At 62.6% G+C, this 14,769-nt stretch carries 14 protein-coding genes, 2 tRNA genes and 1 pseudogene; 12 read left to right on the forward strand and 5 right to left on the reverse strand.

Annotated features, from left to right (window positions below):
* From murI to hemA, 5 genes are read right to left on the reverse strand one after another with little or no spacing between them, the layout of a single operon-like run.
* A complete protein-coding gene (gene murI, locus NAO55_RS19160; protein ID WP_102839747.1) occupies positions 1 to 795 on the reverse strand; it encodes a glutamate racemase in 795 nt (264 codons plus the stop codon).
* On the reverse strand, positions 788 to 1,543 hold the full coding sequence (locus NAO55_RS19165; RefSeq protein WP_102839746.1) for a molybdopterin-synthase adenylyltransferase MoeB: 756 nt from the start codon (positions 1,541 to 1,543) through the stop codon (positions 788 to 790). Before NAO55_RS19165 ends, murI begins: the two co-directional genes overlap by 8 nt.
* Positions 1,544 to 1,567: 24 nt before the next feature.
* Entirely contained in the window at positions 1,568 to 2,395 is an 828-nt protein-coding gene (prmC, locus tag NAO55_RS19170; protein ID WP_102839745.1) for a peptide chain release factor N(5)-glutamine methyltransferase, read from the reverse strand.
* 34 nt (positions 2,396 to 2,429) lie between these two features.
* Positions 2,430 to 3,512 carry a peptide chain release factor 1 gene (gene prfA / locus NAO55_RS19175; protein ID WP_102839744.1) on the reverse strand — a complete coding sequence of 361 codons (1,083 nt, stop codon included), beginning with the start codon at positions 3,510 to 3,512 and terminating at the stop codon, positions 2,430 to 2,432.
* Complete coding sequence (gene hemA, locus NAO55_RS19180; RefSeq protein WP_063540098.1) at positions 3,509 to 4,777, reverse strand: glutamyl-tRNA reductase; 1,269 nt, start codon at positions 4,775 to 4,777, stop codon at positions 3,509 to 3,511. Before hemA ends, prfA begins: the two co-directional genes overlap by 4 nt.
* Positions 4,778 to 4,963: 186 nt before the next feature.
* On the opposite strand from hemA, the gene NAO55_RS19185 reads away from it, so the two are divergent.
* From NAO55_RS19185 to NAO55_RS21000, 12 genes and pseudogenes are all read left to right on the forward strand, one after another.
* Positions 4,964 to 6,691, forward strand: a complete 1,728-nt coding sequence (locus NAO55_RS19185; protein WP_102839743.1) for a tetratricopeptide repeat protein — start codon at positions 4,964 to 4,966, stop codon at positions 6,689 to 6,691.
* Positions 6,692 to 6,694: 3 nt separating this feature from the next.
* On the forward strand, positions 6,695 to 7,315 hold the full coding sequence (gene lolB, locus NAO55_RS19190; protein WP_102839742.1) for a lipoprotein insertase outer membrane protein LolB: 621 nt from the start codon (positions 6,695 to 6,697) through the stop codon (positions 7,313 to 7,315).
* The gene (ispE, locus tag NAO55_RS19195; RefSeq protein WP_102839741.1) at positions 7,316 to 8,176 is read left to right on the forward strand and encodes a 4-(cytidine 5'-diphospho)-2-C-methyl-D-erythritol kinase; all 861 of its coding nucleotides are present in this window, start codon (positions 7,316 to 7,318) and stop codon (positions 8,174 to 8,176) included.
* A gap of 19 nt (positions 8,177 to 8,195) precedes the next feature.
* Positions 8,196 to 8,270, forward strand: a tRNA-Gln gene (locus NAO55_RS19200).
* A gap of 47 nt (positions 8,271 to 8,317) precedes the next feature.
* Positions 8,318 to 8,392: transfer RNA gene (locus tag NAO55_RS19205), tRNA-Gln, on the forward strand.
* 78 nt (positions 8,393 to 8,470) lie between these two features.
* Complete coding sequence (locus NAO55_RS19210; protein WP_003294564.1) at positions 8,471 to 9,412, forward strand: ribose-phosphate pyrophosphokinase; 942 nt, start codon at positions 8,471 to 8,473, stop codon at positions 9,410 to 9,412.
* 119 nt (positions 9,413 to 9,531) lie between these two features.
* A complete protein-coding gene (locus NAO55_RS19215) occupies positions 9,532 to 10,149 on the forward strand; it encodes a 50S ribosomal protein L25/general stress protein Ctc (RefSeq protein ID WP_013983773.1) in 618 nt (205 codons plus the stop codon).
* Between the two features lie 33 nt (positions 10,150 to 10,182).
* Complete coding sequence (gene pth / locus NAO55_RS19220; RefSeq protein ID WP_014597511.1) at positions 10,183 to 10,767, forward strand: aminoacyl-tRNA hydrolase; 585 nt, start codon at positions 10,183 to 10,185, stop codon at positions 10,765 to 10,767.
* Positions 10,768 to 10,791: 24 nt separating this feature from the next.
* The gene (gene ychF, locus NAO55_RS19225; RefSeq protein ID WP_102839740.1) at positions 10,792 to 11,892 is read left to right on the forward strand and encodes a redox-regulated ATPase YchF; all 1,101 of its coding nucleotides are present in this window, start codon (positions 10,792 to 10,794) and stop codon (positions 11,890 to 11,892) included.
* A 189-nt stretch (positions 11,893 to 12,081) separates the two neighbouring features.
* Positions 12,082 to 13,350 carry a tyrosine-type recombinase/integrase gene (locus NAO55_RS19230; RefSeq protein ID WP_093472349.1) on the forward strand — a complete coding sequence of 423 codons (1,269 nt, stop codon included), beginning with the start codon at positions 12,082 to 12,084 and terminating at the stop codon, positions 13,348 to 13,350.
* 200 nt (positions 13,351 to 13,550) lie between these two features.
* The gene (locus tag NAO55_RS19235) at positions 13,551 to 14,378 is read left to right on the forward strand and encodes a radical SAM family protein (RefSeq protein WP_058063318.1); all 828 of its coding nucleotides are present in this window, start codon (positions 13,551 to 13,553) and stop codon (positions 14,376 to 14,378) included.
* Between the two features lie 101 nt (positions 14,379 to 14,479).
* Positions 14,480 to 14,731 (forward strand): annotated as a pseudogene (locus NAO55_RS21000) (hypothetical protein); the annotation flags it as partial.
* Positions 14,732 to 14,769 lie beyond the last annotated feature (38 nt).

Here is a 14,769-nt window from a genome sequence, read left to right on the forward strand (position 1 = left end):
CTACCGGGAGAACAACTCGACCTCTGCATGTTCTCCCCAAAGTGTAGGCAACACGCCGGACATTCGCTGCGGATCGCCGCTGCAATAAAACCGCTGACTGGCCTCGCCGCTGCTCAGCAGATGGCGTTCGGCCAGCAGTTCCTGCAAGTGTCGCGCGACGGCCGCCCCGGTATCAATCAGACGGACGTCGCCGGGCAGCAACTGCGCCAACAGTGGTCGAATGAACGGGTAATGGGTGCATCCCAGGATCAGGGTATCGCAGCCCTGCGCCAGCAATGGCCCGACCCACCCTTCGAGCATGGCCCGTGTGTTGGCGCTGGCGAGGTCGCCTGACTCGATACGCTCGACAAGCCCCGGGCAGGGCTGAGTGATAACGCGCACGTCGCCGGCGAAGCGATCTAGCAACGCAGCGAACCTGGCGCTTTTCAGCGTACCGGTGGTGGCCAGCACGCCTACCACGCCACTGCGGGTGGCCGCGGCGGCGGGCTTTACCGCCGGCTCCATGCCGATGATGGGCAAATCCGGGTACAGCTCGCGCAGCTCGGTCACACCGGCCGCCGTCGCGGTGTTGCAGGCCAGCACCAGCGCCTTCGCGCCCTGCTCGACGAAAAATGCCGCGATGATGCGGCAGCGCTCGCGGATGTACTCCGAACTCTTCTCGCCATAGGGCACGTGAGCGCTGTCGGCCAGATACAGCAGCGATTCGTGCGGAAGGCGCCGGCGAATCTCACGCAGCACCGAAAGCCCGCCGACGCCGGAATCGAATACGCCGACGGGGGCGTTGCAATCACTCATCGGTCGACCCACACACCGCGCAATGGGGATCGCGCTTGACGCGCAACTCGCGAAAACGACTGGACAGCGCATCGATCAACAGCAGACGGCCGATCAACGGCTCGCCGAATCCGGCCAGCAACTTGAACGCCTCCAGCGCCTGCAAGGTGCCGACCATGCCCACCAGCGGACCGACCACGCCCGCCTCGCTGCAGGTCAGCTCAGCCTCGCTGCCATGCCCGTACAGGCAGTGATAGCAGGGGCTGGTTTCCAGCCGCGGATCGAACACGGAGAGCTGTCCCTCGAGACGAATCGCCGCACCGCTGACCAGGGGCTTTCGGGCCTTCACGCAGGCTGCATTGACCGCCTCGCGGATGGCGAAATTGTCCGTACAGTCGAGCACCAGATCGACCTGGGCGACCACTGCATCCAGCGAGTCGGCATCCAGCCCGCTGCGATGAGGAACCAGGCGCACATGCGGGTTCAATGCTTCCAGCCGGGCCATGGCCGAATCCACCTTGTGCAGCCCCAGGGAGCGGCTGTCATGCGCAATCTGGCGCTGCAGGTTGGTCAGGTCCAGCGTGTCGAAGTCAGCCAGATGCAGTTCGCCAACCCCTGCAGCCGCGAGATACAGCGCCACCGGCGAGCCGAGCCCGCCGAGGCCGACGATCAGCGCCCGGCTCTGCTTGAGGCGCAGCTGCCCCTCGATATCGACCTGCTTGAGCAGGATCTGCCGGCTGTAACGCAGCAGTTCTTCGTCACTCAGCATCGAGCACCTCGCGTAACAGAAAGGTCATGGCAGCCGCCCGAGACTGACGCGCTCGTGGCCGCCCAGGTCGCGGCGGCTTTCGCACGCCTCGAAGCCGTGCGCCGCTATCAGTGAACGCACCGCCGGCGCCTGATCGAAGCCATGCTCCAGCAGCAACCAGCCGCCCGCGGTCAGATGGGCGGGAGCCTGGGCGATGATCGTACGGATGTCGTCCAGCCCGTCCACCCCGGCCACCAGCGCACTCTGCGGCTCGAAGCGCACGTCGCCCTGTTGCAGATGCGGATCGCTGGCAGGGATGTACGGCGGGTTGCTGACGATCAACTGGAAGCGCTCCCCCGTCACCTCGGCGAACCAGTCGCTGCGTGCGAAGTGGGCGTTGCCCAGCCCGAGGCGCAGGCGATTGCGTTCGGCGAGCGCGACCGCGGCCTCGATGCGGTCGACACCGCTGACCTGCCACTGCGGCCGTTCAGCCGCCAGCGCCAGCGCGATCGCACCGGTTCCGGTGCCCAGGTCGAGTACCCGGGCCGGCGTTGCCGGAAGCAGCTGCAGAGCGGTTTCCACCAGCAGCTCGGTGTCCGGACGCGGAATCAGGGTATCCGGCGCGACCTCCAGCTCCAGGCTCCAGAAGCCCTGGCGGCCGAGGATATAGGCAACCGGCTCGCCGCGCCGACGGCGGGCCAGATCCGCCGCGAAGCGCTCGGCCAGATCAGCCGGCACCTCTCGCTCGGGCCAGGTGCGCAGGTAGCTGGTGGACTTGCCCAGCGCAGCGGCGAGCAACCATTCGGCGTCCAGCCTGGCGCTCGGCGAGTCCGGCAAATCGGCACTGTGCAGCAGGGACTCGATGGTTGGCATGAGGTGCTCTTAGCGCGGTGCGCAGCGGAAAGGATCAGTCGCCCAGTGCGGCCAGCTGGTCGGCCTGGTACTCCTGCAACAGCGGCTCGATGACCTGCTCCACTGCGCCGCCGATCACTTCGTTGAGCGAATACAGCGTCAGGTTGACCCGATGATCGGTGACCCGGCCCTGGGGAAAATTGTAGGTGCGGATGCGCTCGGAGCGATCACCGGAACCGACCAGCAGCTTGCGCGTCTCGGAAATTTCCTTGTGTGCTGCGGCATCCTGGCGGTCCTGCAGCTTGGCCGCCAACCAGGCCATGGCCTTGGCGCGGTTCTTGTGCTGCGAACGCTCTTCCTGGCACTCGACGACGATACCGGTCGGCAGGTGGGTGATGCGAATCGCCGAATCGGTCTTGTTGACATGCTGGCCGCCGGCACCGGAAGAACGATAGGTGTCGATACGCAACTCGGCAGGATTGATCTCCACCGCCGCCTGCTCGTCCGGCTCCGGCAGTACCGCCACGGTGCACGCCGAGGTATGGATGCGCCCCTGGGACTCGGTCTCCGGCACACGCTGCACACGATGCGCACCGGATTCGAACTTGAGCTTGGCGTAGACGTTGTCGCCCTCGACGCGGGAGATCACTTCCTTGTAACCGCCGTGCTCGCCCTCGCTCTCGGAGAGGATCTCGACGCGCCAGCCCTGCTTCTCGGCGTAGCGTGAATACATGCGGAACAGGTCGCCGGCGAAGATCGCTGCCTCGTCGCCGCCGGTGCCGGCACGGATCTCGAGGAACACGTTGCGGCCATCGTTGGGGTCCTTGGGCAGCAGCATGCGTTGCAGGCTGGCTTCGAGTGTCTCGAGCTGCGCCTTGGCCTCGGCGACTTCCTCCTCGGCCATCTCGCGCATGTCGGGATCGCTGTCCTTGAGCAGCGCCTGCGCGCCCTCGAGATCCTGCTGCACCTTGCACAGCTGACGGTAGGCGACGATCACCGGCTCGACCTCGGCGTATTCGCGCGAATAGGCGCGGAAACGGTTCTGGTCGCTGATGACTTCGGCATCGCCGAGCAGTGCGGTGAGCTCTTCGAAACGGTCCTGCAGGATGTCCAGCTTGTTCAGCAGCGAAGCTTTCATGTCTTTTCCGTGCCCTCGTGCAGGGCGAAGAGTTCCTGGGCCATGCTCAGCGCCTCGACGCGGCCCTCGGCAGAGAGTTTTTTCAGCTGCACACTGGGGGCATGCAGCAGCTTGTTGGTCAGCCCACGGGCGAGCTGGGCGAGGACGTCCTCTGCGCTGGCGCCATTGGCCAGCAGACGCTGGGCCTTGCTCAGTTCGTCGTCGCGAATCCGCTCGGCATGCTGGCGGTAGGCCTTGAGCACATCCACTGCGGCCAGCTCGCGCAGGCGCTGCATGAAATCCTCGGTACCGGCGGCGACCAGCTCCTCGGCGGCCTGGGCAGCGCCCTGGCGACTCTTGAGGTTCTCCGCGACCACTTCGTGCAGGTCGTCGACGGTGTAGAGATAGACATCGTCCAGCTCGCCGACCTGCGGCTCGATGTCCCGCGGCACGGCGATGTCGACCATAAACATCGGCTTGTGCTTGCGCCGCTTCAGCGCCTGCTCTACCGCGCCCTTGCCGAGGATCGGCAGCTGACTGGCGGTGGAGCTGATGACGATGTCGCTGTTGTGCAGCTCTTCCGGGATGTCGGCGAGCAGGATTGCCTGCGCCCCCAGTTCCGCCGCCAGCGCACTGGCGCGCTCGAGCGTACGGTTGGCGACGACGATTTTCTTCACGCCCTGCTCGTGCAGGTGACGCGCCACCAAAGTGATGGTTTCGCCAGCGCCGATCAGCAGCGCCTGGCTGCGCTGCAGATTGCTGAAGATCTGCCGCGCCAGGCTGACCGCGGCGAAGGCCACCGACACCGGGTTCTCGCCGATGGCGGTGTCGGTCCGCACGGTCTTGGCCGTGCTGAAGGTGGCCTGGAACAGCCGCCCGAGCAGCGGGCCGACGCTGCCAGCCTCGCGCGCGACGGCGTAGGCCGACTTCATTTGTCCAAGGATCTGCGGCTCGCCCAGCACCAGCGAATCGAGCCCGGAGGCGACACGCATCATATGACGCACGGCCTGGTCGTCGACGTGCACATAGGCGCAGGCCTTGAGCTCGTCGAGGCTGAGGCGGTGATAGTTGGCCAGCCAGGCCAGCACGGCATCGGCTTCGACCTGATCCTGCTGCAGGTACAGTTCACTGCGATTGCAGGTCGAGAGAATCGCCGCCTCACGCGTTGGCGTGACGCGACACAGCTGGCGCAGGGCCTCGACCATCTGATCCGGCGTGAAGGCTACGCGCTCGCGGACGTCCACCGAAGCGGTCTTGTGATTGATACCAAGCGCGAGGAAAGCCATGCAGAACCGCTGATTGGAAAACGGAGCGCGCAATTCTCCTACTTCGTCTGATGGAGAACAACCATTGCCCTTGATTGTCCGATTCGATGGCCATGCCCGTCACCTGGCACCATTCTGGCGGCCATGGGCTTGCCCGGCGGCTTGTGTCATCATGCCGCGACCGCACACCAGCCGTACATTTCCCCTATGAATAGACTTGCCGCATTCGCCGCCCTGCTGTTACTCGGCGGCTGTCAGACCTTCCTGCAGCAGGCGCCGGAAAGCGCCCCGCCGGTCGAGGATGCAGCGCCATCGAGTGCGCCAGTCGCCGAGCCGGCGCAGGGCTCGTTCAGCCGCGAATCGCTCTATGCACTGCTGGTCGCGGAACTGGCAGGACAGCGAAATCGGTTCGACATCGCCCTGGGCAACTATGTACAGCAGGCGCATGCGACCCAGGATGCCGGTGTCGCCGAGCGCGGCTTTCGCATCGCCGAATACCTCGGCGCCGACCAGGCCGCACTGGATACGGCACTGATCTGGGCACGCAATGCGCCGGAGAATCTCGACGCCCAGCGCGCTGCCGCCGTGCAGCTCGCCCGTGCCGGGCGCTACGAAGAATCGCTGGAGTTCATGGAGAAAGTTCTGCAGGGCCAGGGCGACACGCATTTCGACTTCCTCGCGCTGTCTGCTTCAGAAACCGACCCCGATACCCGCGCCGGCCTGCTGCAGAGCTTCGACAAGCTGCTGGCCAAGCACCCGGACAACCCGCAGCTGTCCTTCGGCAAAGCCGTTCTGCTACAGCAGGACGATCGCAGCGAGGAAGCCCTCGCACTGCTGCAGAAGCAGCCTGCCAAGCAACGTCAGATCCCCTCCATCCTCCTGGAAGCGCGCCTGCTGCATAGCCTGCAGCGCGGCGATGAAGCCGTGCCGCTGCTGGAGAAGAGCCTGCGTCAGCACCCCGAAGACAAGCGCCTGCGCCTGACCCACGCGCGCCTGCTGGTCGAACAGGATCGCCTGGAAGAAGCCATGGGCGAGTTCGCGACGCTGGTTCAGCAACACCCTACCGATGACGACCTGCGTTTCTCCATGGCGCTGGTCTGCATGGAAGCGCAGGCCTGGCGTGAAGCGACCGTCTATCTCGAGGAGTTGATCGAGCGCGGCAGCCATATCGACGCGGCTTACTTCAACCTCGGCCGCGCCTATCAGGCGATGGACAAGAACGCCAAGGCGCTGGAGGCACTGGCCCAGGTCGGCCCCGGCAATGAGTATCTGCCGGCGAAGCTGCTGCAGAGCCAACTGCTGTTCTCCGGCAACCGCGACGATGACGCCTCCAGGGTGCTTGCCGAGGCCCGACAGCAGCAGCCGGACTATGCGATTCAGCTGTACCTCATCGAGATCGAAGCCCTCTCCGAGCACGACCGCACCGAGCAGGCCTGGACGCTGGCCGAACAGGCGCTCGAGGAGTTTCCCGACGATCTCAACCTGCTGTACACCCGCGCCATGCTCGCCGAGAAACGCGGCGACCTGGGCCAGCTGGAACGCGATCTGCGCTTCATCATCGAACGCGAACCGGATAACGCCATGGCGCTCAATGCCCTTGGCTACACCCTCACCGACCGCACCGATCGCCATCAGGAAGCACTGCAGCTGATCGAACAGGCCTACCAGCTCAACCCCGATGACCCGGCGATTCTCGACAGCCTCGGCTGGGTCAACTTCCGCCTGGGCAATCTCAGCGAGGCCGAGGCGCTGCTGCGCAAGGCCCTGCAGCGCTTCCCCGACCACGAGGTGGCGGCGCACCTGGGCGAGGTACTCTGGGCCAAGGGTGAACGCAGCGAGGCCCGCGCGGTCTGGTCGAAGGCACTCAAACTACAACCGGACAGCCAGATCCTGCGCGAAACGCTCAAGCGGCTGACCGGCTCGGAGAAGCCCTGACCCATGTCCCTACTGCAAAAACTCGCCGCCCCCTGCCTGGCCCTGCTGCTCGCTGGTTGTGCCGGCATGGGCCCGCGCGAATCGGTCGAAGGCCCCGGCAACGCGGCGGCCTGGAAGGAGCACCGCAGCCAGATCGAGACCCTCGACGGCTGGCAGATCAGCGGCAAGATCGGCATCCGCGCGCCGCAGGAATCCGGCAGCGGCACGCTGTTCTGGCTGCAACGCCAGGACTACTTCGATATCCGCCTGTCCGGCCCGCTTGGCCGCGGCGCCACCCGTCTGACCGGCCGACCGGATGCCGTGTCACTGGAAGTGGCCGGCCAGGGCCGCTTCGAGGCGGACTCCCCGGAAGCGCTGGTCGAGGCCCAGCTCGGCTGGCAACTGCCGGTATCGCACCTGCTCTGGTGGGTACGCGGCCTACCCGCGCCGGACAGCCGCAGCCGCCTGAGTCTGGACAGCGACAGCCGGCTGGCGCGTCTGGAGCAGGACGGCTGGCAGGTTAACTACCTGGCCTACGCCGAGCACAACGGCTTCACCCTGCCCGAGCGCATCCGCCTGGAAGGGCACGACCTGCAGATCACCCTGGTGGTCAAGGACTGGCAACCGCGCCAGCTGGGCCGCTGAATGCAGATGCTGACCCTGCCGGCACCGGCCAAACTCAACCTGATGCTGCACATCACCGGGCGTCGTGCCGATGGCTATCACGAGTTGCAGACCCTGTTCCAGTTCCTCGACTACGGTGACGAGCTCAGCTTCCGCTTGCGGGAGGATGGGCAGATCCGCCTGTTGACCGAATTGCCGGGCGTCGATCACGACAGCAACCTGATCGTTCGCGCCGCACGCCTGCTGCAACGAGAAAGCGGCTGCACCCTGGGGGCCGACATCCAGCTGACCAAGCGCCTGCCCATGGGCGGCGGGATCGGTGGCGGCAGCTCGGATGCCGCCACCAGCCTGCTCGGCCTCGACCATCTGTGGAATACCGGGCTTGGCGAGGACCGCCTGGCCGAGCTGGGCCTGAGTCTGGGGGCCGATGTACCGGTGTTCGTTCGCGGTCGCGCGGCCTTCGCCGAGGGGGTCGGCGAGCGCCTGCAACCGGTCGATCTGGCCGAACCCTGGTTCCTCGTCATAGCGCCGCAAGTCTCTGTTAGTACAGCGGAAATATTTGCCGACCCGGAGTTGACACGTAATACCCCGGCCATTACAGTTCGCAGCCTTCTTGCAGGGGGCGGTCATAACGACTGTCAGCCGGTGGTCGAGAAGCGTTATCCGGAAGTTCGTAACGCTTTGAGCTTGTTGAACAAATTCGTTCAGGCAAGGATGACCGGCACTGGAGCTTGTGTGTTTGGGAGCTTCCCAAACGAGGGCGAGGCTGATAAAGTCCGCCGCCAACTTCCAGCCACTTTGCCGAGTTTCGTGGCCCGCGGTCGTAACGTCTCGATGTTGCACCGAAGCCTGGAACAGATGGCACAGGAAGCGAGTGCGTAGCACAAGGGTTGTACGATACAGGGGCGTCGCCAAGCGGTAAGGCACCAGGTTTTGATCCTGGCATGCGTTGGTTCGAATCCAGCCGCCCCTGCCATAACCTCCCAAGGTTCGTACGATCAGCGCACTAGAAGTTGACCCTACAGGGGCGTCGCCAAGCGGTAAGGCACCAGGTTTTGATCCTGGCATGCGTTGGTTCGAATCCAGCCGCCCCTGCCATACACTTGAAGCTGTTCAAGAGCTCGCCTTTTGAACAGCTTTTTATTCATCGGACCCACCCTCAGGCAGGTACTGCGCGTGTCCAAGATGATGGTCTTCACGGGGAACGCCAACCCCGATCTGGCCCGGCGTGTCGTACGTCAGCTGCATATCCCCCTCGGTGACGCCTATGTCGGGAAATTCTCCGACGGTGAAATCAGTGTCGAGATCAACGAGAACGTTCGCGGCAAGGACGTCTTCCTGATCCAGCCGACCTGCGCACCGACCAACGATAACCTGATGGAGCTGGTGGTGCTGGCCGATGCCTTCCGCCGCTCCTCGGCTTCGCGCATCACCGCCGTGATCCCCTACTTCGGCTATGCCCGCCAGGACCGCCGTCCGCGCTCGGCCCGTGTGCCGATCAGCGCCAAGGTCGTGGCCGACATGCTCGACGTCGTCGGCGTCAACCGCGTCCTGACCGTCGACCTGCACGCCGATCAGATCCAGGGCTTCTTCGACATGCCGGTAGACAACATCTACGGCTCGCCGGTCCTGGTCGACGACATCCAGGCCCAGCGCTTCGAGAACCTGATGATCGTCTCCCCCGACATCGGTGGTGTGGTCCGCGCCCGTGCCGTGGCCAAATCCCTCGGCGTCGACCTGGCGATCATCGACAAGCGTCGGCCGAAAGCCAACCAGTCCGAAGTGATGCACATCATCGGTGATATCGAAGGCCGTACCTGCATCCTCGTCGATGACATGGTCGATACCGCCGGCACCCTCTGCCATGCAGCCAAGGCGCTGAAGGACCATGGCGCTGCTAAGGTCTACGCCTACTGCACGCACCCGATCCTGTCCGGTCGCGCCATCGAGAACATCGAAGGCTCCGTGCTCGACGAGCTGGTGGTGACCAACACCATCCCGCTGTCGGCCGCCGCTCAGTCGTGCACCCGAATTCGCCAGCTGGACATCGCGCCAGTGGTGGCTGAAGCGGTACGCCGCATCAGCAATGCCGAATCGATCAGCGCGATGTTCCGCTAAGCGCAAGCTGCGGAAATCGAACTGAACGTAATGTGCCCCGCCTCGCGCGGGGCTTTTTGCCCAACAGCCCGAGCGCTGGTCGCAAGCGCGACGGGTAATGTTGTTACTGGAGAAACGAAATGACCGATTTCACCCTGAATGCCCAAGTGCGTTCCGACCTGGGGAAAGGTGCGAGCCGCCGCCTGCGTCGTAACGCTGCCCTGGTTCCGGCCGTCATCTATGGTGGCGACAAGGCCCCGCAGTCCATCAGCATCCTGGCCAAAGATCTGGCCAAGCTGCTGGAAAACGAAGCCTCCTTCAGCCACGTGCTGAGCCTGAACGTCGACGGCCAGAACGAATCCGTTCTGATCAAGGCGCTGCAGCGTCATCCGGCCAAGAGCTTCGTTCTGCACGCCGACTTCGTTCGCGTCGTTGCCGGCCACAAGCTGACCGCTACCGTACCCCTGCACTTCATCAACCAGGAAACCTCGGTTGGCGTGAAGCAGCAAGGTGGCGAAATCCTGCACAACCTGAACGAAGTCGAAGTTTCCTGCCTGCCGCAAGACCTGCCGGAATTCATCGAAGTCGACATGGCCAACGTCGAAGTCGGCCAGGTTCTGCACATGACCGACATCAAGCTGCCGAAAGGCGTTGAGCTGGTTTCCCTGGCCCACGGCAGCGACCTGCCGGTTGCCAACGTTCACGCCCCGCGCGTGAGCAAGGAAGACGCTCCGAAAGAAGAAGGCGCTGCCGAGTAATCCACTCGTCTAGCCGAAGAAGGGGCCCCCGTCGTGACTGCCGTAAAACTGATCGTCGGCCTGGGAAATCCAGGCCCTGAATACGACCAGACCCGGCATAACGCGGGGGCCCTTTTCGTTGAGCGTCTGGCGGCCCGCGAGGGCGTCTCGCTCAGCAACGATCGCAAGTACTTCGGCCTGGTCGGCAAGTTCAGCCATCAGGGTGAAGACATCCGCCTGCTCATCCCCACCACCTACATGAACCGCAGCGGTCAGGCGGTGGCGGCACTGGCCGGCTTTTTCCGAATTCCTCCCGAGTCCATCCTGGTCGCCCACGATGAACTCGACATGCCCCCCGGCGTCGCCAAGCTCAAGCAGGGCGGCGGTCATGGCGGGCACAACGGGCTGCGCGACATCATCGCCAAGCTCGGCAACCAGAACAGCTTTCATCGCCTGCGCCTGGGTATCGGCCATCCGGGCCACGCCAGCCTGGTCAGTGGCTATGTACTGGGGCGGGCGCCGCAGGCCGAACGCGAGAAGCTCGATGCCAGCATCGACTTCGCACTGGATGTCGTGCCGGAAATCCTGGCCGGCGACTGGACCCGCGCGATGCAGCGCCTGCACAGCCAGAAGGCCTGAACCTAACTCCGAGGCAAGATCACCATGGGATTCAACTGCGGCATCGTCGGTCTGCCCAACGTCGGCAAGTCCACCCTGTTCAACGCCCTGACCAAATCCGGCATCGCGGCGGAGAACTTCCCCTTCTGCACCATCGAGCCGAACAGCGGCATCGTGCCGATGCCCGATCCGCGTCTCGACGCGCTGGCGGCCATCGTCAAGCCGGAGCGGGTGATTCCGACCACCATGGAGTTCGTCGACATCGCCGGCCTGGTCGCCGGCGCCTCGAAGGGTGAAGGCCTGGGCAACAAGTTCCTCGCCAATATCCGCGAGACCGATGCCATCGCCCATGTGGTGCGCTGCTTCGAGGACGAGAACGTCATCCACGTCGCCAACAGCGTCGATCCCAAGCGTGACATCGAGATCATCGACCTCGAGCTGATCATGGCCGACCTCGACAGCTGCGAGAAGCAGCTGCAGCGCGTCGCCCGTACCGCCAAGGGCGGCGACAAGGAAGCGGTGGCGCAGAAGGCGCTGCTGGAGAAGCTGATCCCACACCTCACCGAAGGCAAGCCGGCGCGCAGCCTGCTGAAGAACTTCAGCGACGAAGAGAAGCGCCTGGCCAAGACCTTCCACCTGCTGACCACCAAGCCGGTGATGTACATCGCCAACGTCGCCGAGGATGGCTTCGAGAACAACCCGCACCTGGACGTGGTCAACTCCATCGCCGAGGAAGAAGGCGCCATCGTCGTGCCGGTGTGCAACAAGATCGAGGCCGAGATAGCCGAACTGGACGATCTGGAAGAGATGCAGATGTTCCTCGAGACCATGGGCATGGACGAGCCGGGCCTCAACCGCGTGATCCGCGCCGGCTACCAGCTGCTCAACCTGCAGACCTACTTCACCGCCGGGGTGAAGGAAGTCCGGGCCTGGACGGTCAGGATCGGCGCCACCGCTCCGCAGGCCGCCGCCGTGATCCACACCGACTTCGAGAAAGGCTTTATCCGCGCCGAAGTCATCGCCTATGACGACTTCATCCAGTACAAGGGCGAAGCCGGCGCCAAGGAAGCGGGCAAGTGGCGCCTGGAAGGCAAGGAATACATCGTCAAGGACGGCGACGTGATGCACTTTCGCTTCAACGTCTGAACAGAAACTTAGATCCTCTCGGATCTTAATGGACACTAAACCCCTTGAGGAATGCCGCCTCAAGGGGTTTTTCTTATCCAGCAGCGTCCATCAAACCTCTATGCGATCTACTGAACAACCGGGTACGCTACCGGGTACAGCGAAAACGTACCCACCCCATTAACCGGGTACAGCTAGAAAGGAGCAGTCATGCCGCTTACTGACACTGCGTGCCGTACCGCAAAGCCGAAGGAAAAGCCCTACAAAATGACTGACGGAAATGGGCTCTACCTTGAGGTGAAGCCCAACGGGGTCAAGGCATGGCGCTATAGATTCGAGCTAAGCGACGCTGGTGCCAAGAAAGAAAGCGTGTTCGCCATCGGGGATTACGTGATCGCTCCAAAGGGCGAAACGCCTGAGCAGACGGAGGACCGCCGCAAAGGGCGTCGATTTACTCTTTCGGAAGCCAGAGAAGAGCGCATCAAAGCACGCTCACTGGTCGTACAAGGCATCAATCCAGCCCATCACCGCCAGCAAGAGCGAGTCAAACGCGACTACGAAAAGGCCATCACCTTTGAAGCGGTCGCGAAAGAGTGGTTGGCTCTGAAGGATTGGGAGGACATCACAAAATCCAGGCGACTCAGAATGCTGGAGCGAGTTGTCTTTCCAAAGATCGGCAGCCAGCCGATCAAGGCCATCACCCCCGCCCACATTCTTGAGGTGCTCAAAGGAGCAGCCCAGGACAATGGGCCGTCCGTTGCCGCTGAGGCAAAGCGAACCATGACTGGCGTGTTCGAATTGGCGATCTCGACGCTGCGCGCCACCAGCGACCCTGTGCATCCGGTTCGCAAAGCGCTCCCAGCCAACAAGACGCAGCACAAGCGCCCACTATCCACAGATGAAATTGGCCAGCTACTGCACGATGTCGAATCCCACGGCGGGCGCCACGAAACGCTCTGCGCGTTCCGCCTTATGTGGCTGACTCTGTGCCGCCCAAGCGAAGCAGTAGAAGCTCAATGGTCGGAATTCGACCTAGAAAAGGCGCTTTGGAAAATCCCTGCCGAGCGGATGAAAAAGCGCAAGGAGCATACGAATCCCCTGCCCCAGCAAGCGGTAGAAATGCTGCGAGGCCTTCATGCCATTACCGGAAAATACACCCATGTCTTTCCGCACCGAGACGTACGTACTCGGCCAATGGTTTCCGCATCATTTCGCCAGATGCTTAACGTCTTGGGCTGGGCCGGCAAGTACAGCCCGCATGCCACGCGCACGACAGGCAGTACCCGACTGAATGAAATGGGCTTCTCAGCTGACTGGATCGAAAGGCAGCTCGCCCACATCGAACCCAATGCAGTTCGCCGCACCTACAACCATGCTGAGTACCTAAGTGATCGGGCAGAAATGATGCAGAAATGGGCTGACATGCTGGATGCATGGAAGAAGGCAGCACTAGCTACATCGAATGCTGCCGCTCAATAATGACAGACGGAACAAGTACGTTTTAGACGACTGCTTCCGGCCAATAGCAGACCCTCGTGGCTGTCTCCTTCCAGCTCACGGAACGAGCGAACAGGTCTGCGTCTTTTAACGGTGATGTATGATCGGCTGAAAGGGCGGATGAGCACTGGCCTGAATTTCGTGCTGGACGGCACGGTATTATTTGGATGTTTGGAGTCTCCATGATGGAGCTAATGGAAGAGACATTTCATATTCGAGAGCTGGAGATATCGATAACTTCACGTTGTACTCTAGCTTGCGCTCATTGTGGGTTCCTGGTTCCCAAACAGCCCTTGCCATCCATTGGTGAGCCTGTAGCTGAACTCGCCGAGACACTTGCAAACCTTTTCAAGGCGGGCGTCAGAGTTCAGAGCTTAGCTGTCCTAGGGGGAGAACCGACTATCGATGGGCGCTTGCTGGAGCGTGCATTGGCGAGATTTTCCGCAGTTGGCATTGCGGAGCACTTGGAGGTAGTCACCAATGGCCTGACGCCGCGCGGGCTGACCAAGACCTCGTTACAGCATATCGATCGCTTGAGCGTCAGTGTCTATGGCCTGGGCGGCACGATTCTCGATCGTTATCGCACGTGGATTTCCCTTGTCGCACCCCATGTGGAACTTATTTTCCGGATGAATGACGAGGGCTGGGATCCCTGGAGCGATGAACGCGAAGTCTCAGATGAGCAAGCCCAAGCAATGTTTGATGATTGCTGGTATCGGCGCCACTGTGCCACGGTCGAGCGCGGCCGGCTTTTCATTTGCTCTCGAATCGCAAAACTGTCAAGGGACGATGAGGGGCTGGCCATCACCGCTGGGACCACGCTTGATGATGTGCGTGCGTATATGAACCGGATACTGTTTTTGCCTGCGTGTGCAACCTGTACACCTATGATGGGGCTTGAGTTAGTTCCAGCCGGAGTACAGCCGGATGATCGTATTCCCCGATTAGAAGCGAGGGCTATCGACTGGTTGGATGCAGAGATTCGAAGTGCGGAAGCAAGAATCGTATGAGCCAATACGCGGAGGTTATTTCCAAGAGAGTTGCGATCTGTGTTGGTGGTATTCCTGGGGCAGGCAAAACTACCCTGCTTCGCGCGCATGTGGAGCGTGAAATGCGGGACACGCAAGTAACGGGCTCATCCATCGTTAAAACGATTATTGCGCCATCATCCGTACATGATCTTGACGGCTGGGCTCCTGAGCGGCGCCGCGCCGTGCGTGAACAGTCCATTCACGAGTTGCGCCGGATTCAAGAGAAATGTGCAGGGCGCCTGCTCGTTGACGGACATTTCACCCTTCGAAACAGAACTACTGGCGTGCTTGAGCCTATTTTCACACCTGAAGACAAGGCGTTTTTCAAAGCCCTTGTGCTAATACACCCCCAGCCTAAGTCGGTGCTAGG

Origin of the sequence: Stutzerimonas frequens (assembly GCF_024448335.1) — a bacterium.
Taxonomy (GTDB): domain Bacteria; phylum Pseudomonadota; class Gammaproteobacteria; order Pseudomonadales; family Pseudomonadaceae; genus Stutzerimonas; species Stutzerimonas frequens.

Excerpts from the sequence above, each read along its gene's own strand:
- murI (WP_102839747.1), bottom strand. The coding sequence starts at position 795 with ATGAGTGATTGCAACGCCCCCGTCGGCGTATTCGATTCCGGCGTCGGC.
- NAO55_RS19165 (WP_102839746.1), bottom strand. The coding sequence starts at position 1,543 with ATGCTGAGTGACGAAGAACTGCTGCGTTACAGCCGGCAGATCCTGCTC.
- prmC (WP_102839745.1), bottom strand. The coding sequence starts at position 2,395 with ATGCCAACCATCGAGTCCCTGCTGCACAGTGCCGATTTGCCGGACTCG.
- prfA (WP_102839744.1), bottom strand. The coding sequence starts at position 3,512 with ATGAAAGCTTCGCTGCTGAACAAGCTGGACATCCTGCAGGACCGTTTC.
- hemA (WP_063540098.1), bottom strand. The coding sequence starts at position 4,777 with ATGGCTTTCCTCGCGCTTGGTATCAATCACAAGACCGCTTCGGTGGAC.
- NAO55_RS19185 (WP_102839743.1), top strand. The coding sequence starts at position 4,964 with ATGAATAGACTTGCCGCATTCGCCGCCCTGCTGTTACTCGGCGGCTGT.
- lolB (WP_102839742.1), top strand. The coding sequence starts at position 6,695 with ATGTCCCTACTGCAAAAACTCGCCGCCCCCTGCCTGGCCCTGCTGCTC.
- ispE (WP_102839741.1), top strand. The coding sequence starts at position 7,316 with ATGCAGATGCTGACCCTGCCGGCACCGGCCAAACTCAACCTGATGCTG.
- NAO55_RS19215 (WP_013983773.1), top strand. The coding sequence starts at position 9,532 with ATGACCGATTTCACCCTGAATGCCCAAGTGCGTTCCGACCTGGGGAAA.
- ychF (WP_102839740.1), top strand. The coding sequence starts at position 10,792 with ATGGGATTCAACTGCGGCATCGTCGGTCTGCCCAACGTCGGCAAGTCC.
- NAO55_RS19230 (WP_093472349.1), top strand. The coding sequence starts at position 12,082 with ATGCCGCTTACTGACACTGCGTGCCGTACCGCAAAGCCGAAGGAAAAG.
- NAO55_RS19235 (WP_058063318.1), top strand. The coding sequence starts at position 13,551 with ATGATGGAGCTAATGGAAGAGACATTTCATATTCGAGAGCTGGAGATA.